Origin of the sequence: Endozoicomonas sp. SESOKO2, assembly GCF_024606245.1 — a bacterium.
Classification (GTDB): Bacteria; Pseudomonadota; Gammaproteobacteria; order Pseudomonadales; family Endozoicomonadaceae; genus Endozoicomonas_A.
Genome location: NZ_JAHHPQ010000732.1, coordinates 1 through 4,444 on the forward strand (window position 1 = coordinate 1; position 4,444 = coordinate 4,444).

Annotated in this window: 6 protein-coding genes and 1 pseudogene; 3 read left to right on the top strand and 4 right to left on the bottom strand. The window is 48.5% G+C overall.

What is annotated here, in order from left to right:
• Nucleotides 1–262: 262 nt before the first annotated feature.
• From KDK17_RS17400 to tnpB, 3 genes and pseudogenes are all read right to left on the bottom strand, one after another.
• On the bottom strand, nt 263–598 hold the full coding sequence (locus KDK17_RS17400) for a transposase (protein WP_257288673.1): 336 nt from the start codon (nt 596–598) through the stop codon (nt 263–265).
• A gap of 193 nt (nt 599–791) precedes the next feature.
• Nucleotides 792–1,757 (bottom strand): annotated as a pseudogene (locus KDK17_RS17405) (IS66 family transposase).
• 41 nt (nt 1,758–1,798) lie between these two features.
• The gene (tnpB, locus tag KDK17_RS17410; RefSeq protein WP_257281106.1) at nt 1,799–2,095 is read right to left on the bottom strand and encodes an IS66 family insertion sequence element accessory protein TnpB; all 297 of its coding nucleotides are present in this window, start codon (nt 2,093–2,095) and stop codon (nt 1,799–1,801) included.
• Nucleotides 2,096–2,833: 738 nt separating this feature from the next.
• On the opposite strand from tnpB, the gene KDK17_RS17415 reads away from it, so the two are divergent.
• From KDK17_RS17415 to KDK17_RS17425, 3 genes are read left to right on the top strand one after another with little or no spacing between them, the layout of a single operon-like run.
• Nucleotides 2,834–3,196 (top strand): reverse transcriptase/maturase family protein, encoded by a 363-nt coding sequence (locus tag KDK17_RS17415; protein ID WP_257288671.1) that lies wholly within the window; start codon nt 2,834–2,836, stop codon nt 3,194–3,196.
• Nucleotides 3,183–3,770: a group II intron reverse transcriptase/maturase gene (locus KDK17_RS17420; RefSeq protein WP_257255014.1), complete on the top strand. Its 588-nt coding sequence runs from the start codon at nt 3,183–3,185 to the stop codon at nt 3,768–3,770. Before KDK17_RS17415 ends, KDK17_RS17420 begins: the two co-directional genes overlap by 14 nt.
• Nucleotides 3,737–3,892: a hypothetical protein gene (locus KDK17_RS17425; RefSeq protein WP_373691171.1), complete on the top strand. Its 156-nt coding sequence runs from the start codon at nt 3,737–3,739 to the stop codon at nt 3,890–3,892. Before KDK17_RS17420 ends, KDK17_RS17425 begins: the two co-directional genes overlap by 34 nt.
• A gap of 190 nt (nt 3,893–4,082) precedes the next feature.
• On the opposite strand, the gene KDK17_RS17430 is transcribed toward KDK17_RS17425, so the two are convergent.
• Nucleotides 4,083–4,444: hypothetical protein (locus tag KDK17_RS17430; protein ID WP_257288672.1), on the bottom strand; the 362-nt coding region annotated here is incomplete at its 5' end.

The window sequence follows — 4,444 nt, forward strand, 5'->3', positions numbered from 1 at the left end:
GGAGTATACGGTTTGTAGCCGTATCGAGGGTTCGAATCCCTCCCTCACCGCCATTTTCTCTCATAATTTATTGAATTTTCAATGGTTAATTATCCGAAAATACTTTTTTCTTAAAGTGTCCAAAAAATGCCTATTCTTTGACGGATTCAATCTTACGGCATCTGCCAGATGATCTTTGCTCAACTCGACATACTTGGTCGTCATCTTGATATCGAAACAACTGGGTCTTGTAATGTAAGCGGTATTTATGACCCACCTTGATTCAGGCTGGCTTTTGATTCCAGGGCAACAACAGCCCGATATCTTCAACGGATTCTGCCCTCGGCAAATAAGTGAAGACTGTCTTCAGATAATGGCAGGGCTCTAATCCACAGGCTTTTGCTGTTTCCACCAAGCTGTAAAGACTGGCACTGGCTTTGGCTCCGTCATTACTGTTACTGAACAACCACGCCTTGCGACCCACCACGATCGGGCGGATCGCATTTTCAGCCAGATTATTATCCATACGCAGGTAGCCCTCATCACAATAACGGATGAGTTTTTCCCATTGGTTCTTCAGGTAATGAAGAGGCTTACCCAACAAGGTTTTTGGACGCACCCGGGGCAACGATTTATCCAGCCATTATCGCAGCTTCTGCAGAACCGGCAAGCTTTGCCTCCTGCCGTAATCTTATTCGTTCTTAGGGAGGGCTGTCTTTTATCTCGTGTTCTATTTGGTAGAGCTGCGGATATAAGACGGCCCCATATGGCTTTTGCCGGTTTTGTTTTTATCTTTCTGCCCCTTGATGGCTTCATCGAACGTGCGACGTGCGTGAGCCCGGCAGCCCTGATTGATGACTCCCTCCTTCTTCATAACCATCGGTTTGCAGGTAGCCCTGAAAGCCATCCAGCAGTCTTACCGGGACTGAGCCGCTGCGGCCAGGAGCGTAATCAAACAGAATGATCTTTTGATTTTTCACCGGTTCAGCCACCTGAACCTAGATGTACGACCGACTTTGGGCCGTCTTCCCCTCCTCTTTGAGTACCTGGGTGACGGTTTCATCGCAATGGATCAGGGGTGCTTCCAGCAGCTTGTCCCGCATCAGGTTGATTAACGGTTGCACCAGATCGCCACAGCGCATCATCCACAGTGAGGTAGTAGCACGGGCAATATCAACACCCAGACGAGCCAGGATAAATTTCTCCTGACGATATAGAGGCTGTCCGTCGACGTATTTACTGGTGGCAATAAATGCTAACAACCCCGGTGTAGCGATACTGGCTGGTATCGGCTGGGCAGGCAGTTTGGCTGTTTTTACACCGTTTTCACAGGACCGACAGCCGTATTTGAACCGCACATTCTGGATAACCCGGATTTTAGCCGGGACGATATCCAGCTGCTCGGTGACCTCTTCGCCTATGCGATGAAGTTCACTACCGCAGCAGCTGCAGTTTTTTTCATCGTCACGGATGTCGTGCTCTTCCCGGACTCTGGGCAAATTTTCGGGCAGTGGTTCTCTGCCTTTCTTCTGGCGAGTGTGTTCTGCAACCGTGACGTTTTCTTCGGGTTCCAGCTCAGGTTGTTCCGGTTGGTCTTGCTCGGCTTCGTTGAACAGTTCCTGCTGATCCGGTGAGGTCTTTTCGCTGGATGCACCAAACTGTTTATGCAGAAGAATGCGAAGGCGTTCTTCCAACAATGCGTTTTTTGCCAGAATAGAGTGAACCCAAGCAATCAGCTCGGGGTTATCATCGGGTAAGTGGACTGGGCAGACTTCCATGCCGATTCAGAATAGACTGCGGTTCAGTCATTGCCAGTTTGTCAGAGTAACGTCGTATACTCCAGCGTCGGATGAGGTGCTTTGGGTCGAATGTCATAACCATCCAGAAGCTGGTTGAGCAGGTCTCCATTAATCGCTTCAGGCGCTTCATTGCCCGGCCATTTAAAGCGGAATTTCTCCAGTCGTTTATACCAGAGTACAAAACCATTGCGCTCCCAGCATAACAGCTTGATCTTGTCTCGCTTGCGATGGCAGAAAACGTAGAGGGTCTGGCTAAAGGGGGATTGTCCGGCTTGCTGTTCGACTAAAGCTGCTAACCCATCAATGGATTTACGCATAGTGCGCCGTTGTGGCGCGTTTAATAGATTCTTAAAGGAGGAGTTGCACTGCTTCGGACGTGTATAAAGCACCGACCTTAAGTAAAGGGGAAATCCCAGAGCTGAGTGTAGCATGGTCGGAAAAGGCGTTCTGAGGGCTAGAAGTCAAAGCCCAAGACTGGCGTCAGCTAAGACGCTATGGCTAAGCCCATACTGGTTGAAGCCCAGCAGCAACAGTGGGTAACTAAGTCGCCCCCCTCGAAAGACTTCTGGCAACGGGGTGGGCTCCGACTCTCAACTGAGATATGCGTAGTTGAATCAAGGGCCGAAGTTCGGAGCCGCTGGCCAAACTGCAAAGCAGTACAGGTAAAAGTTGCGGAAAGGCAGCCTAAGGCATCAGGAACTATGAACGCGTAACTGCGGGATCGCCTAAGGGGAGTCATCCCTATGGTGACGGAGCGATCGTATTAGTCAAATGCCTGACATAACAGTCAGGACATGGCAAAGGGTCGCAGGTATTAATCATCTGGAAGAGAGGTAATCACAATGGAGGTCGCCAAAACGACAGCTGGCGGATTGGCTCAAATTCGGATGCTTGCAGAGTAAAACCGGAAAGATAAAAACCGCGTTAACCGAAAACTCTACCGGTTGCTATGTGATGAAACGGTACTGATTACCGCTTATGAAAACATCAAAAGCAAAGCCAGTAACATGACAAAGGGCTCTGATTACAGGACTCTTGACGGGTACTCACTCCAAATGATCAGGACAGTGATTCAGGAGCTTGAGACTGAAAATTTTCAGTTTTCTCCCGTGAGAGTTCAGGAGATTCCAAAGAAAAGCGGAAAATTCCGTCAGCTGGGCATTGCTCCACCACCGGAAAAGGTCATACAGGAAGCCATGAGAATGAATTTTGAGGCTATTTATGAACCGACTTTCAGTCGCAGGAGTCACGGATATCGTCCAGTGAAAGGATGCCATACAGCGTTAAAGCAGGTCTATAACCAATGGAAAGGTGTCAAATGGATTGTTGAGGGTGATATTAAGGGATTTTTTGATAATGTAGATCACCACGTGCTGATTGGTATCTTGCGAAAGCGAATAGAGGATGAGCGATTTTAAATCCGATCCCAAGGGGCACACTTCCAAACATAAAAGTGGCCATGCGAAACGGGCAACACTTGCACGTACTGGTGCGGGCACCATAAGGCTCGAAGCTCCGATCATGGAGCTGATGGGCAAACTGGTTGAGGATGGATTTGCTAAGAAAGGGTCTTTTAAGGGAAAAGCGCGTAGAGATTTAATCCCGAGACAGGAATGGGAAATAGTCATGTACTACAACTCGATCTTGGGAGGAGTTCTGAACTACTACTCTTTCGCTGCCAACAGGTCAAAAATGAGCTGGATTGTATACACGCTTCAAAGATCATTGATGCATACATTAGCGAGCAGGAGGCGCTGTTCAACCCGGCAAGTTTTGAAGAAAGGCAACGGTAAGATTACAGCCTTGAAGACAACTAAAGATGGTATGCGACAGGTTGATTTTAATGGATACGGCAATAACCTGTCCCTGAAGGTGAACCAGAAAGCATTTAATGTCAGCGGCAAAGGTCTTGATCCTGAGAAATTATTGAGATGCATCATGTCCGGCATATCCGCAAGATGGGTCAGGAAGCCAAAGGCTTTAGCAAGGTAATGGCGCAAATCAACCGGAAGCAAATACCGGTCTGTCGTGACTGCCACATGAAAGTTCATGACGGAAAGTACGACGGCATGAAGCTGTCGGAACTAGCCGATCAGGCGTTGGCAATGTGGTAAATCTGCGAGATATTAATACTGGAGAGCGTAGTGCATTGAAAGGTGCATGCTGCGTTCGGGGGCAGGCTGTTGGTTACCAGCTTGGGAAGTTCGTCAACCTCGAACCTCCATACAAGTCACGGTGCTGGCAGTCGAGCCTACTCGACGTATTCGGTATAGAGATAGACAGCAACCTCACCTGCGGGATGAATCACGATACCGCCTGCAATGCTTTGATCAGAGCTGCTGCTTGTTCAGGGGCTGCTTCGATTCGTATGGAATCCATATAGAGGATCACCTGAGAAGGCGGAGAAGGTTCTGGCTGAAGAACGGCCAGAGGTATCAGCTTATCGTCAGGCTGAGCAAGTAGCTTGCGCTTCCAGTAAAAGAACAGGTGCTGCTTGATATCATGTTTTTTACACCAGACAGAGGCCGAAAGTCCGGATTGCTGCCAGTCGTTCATCCGTTCTTGCCAGAGTAAATGATTTTGTTTGCGCGCTTCAGGTTTCATAGATTTCTCCGTTTTGAAACCTGAAGTATTAAGGGATATGGCTTTCTTTGGAATGTGGGGTT

Bases quoted from the DNA above. Each gene is read 5' to 3' on its own strand.
- tnpB (WP_257281106.1), bottom strand. From the start codon at position 2,095: ATGCGTAAATCCATTGATGGGTTAGCAGCTTTAGTCGAACAGCAAGCC.
- KDK17_RS17415 (WP_257288671.1), top strand. From the start codon at position 2,834: ATGATCAGGACAGTGATTCAGGAGCTTGAGACTGAAAATTTTCAGTTT.
- KDK17_RS17420 (WP_257255014.1), top strand. From the start codon at position 3,183: ATGAGCGATTTTAAATCCGATCCCAAGGGGCACACTTCCAAACATAAA.
- KDK17_RS17425 (WP_373691171.1), top strand. From the start codon at position 3,737: ATGGGTCAGGAAGCCAAAGGCTTTAGCAAGGTAATGGCGCAAATCAAC.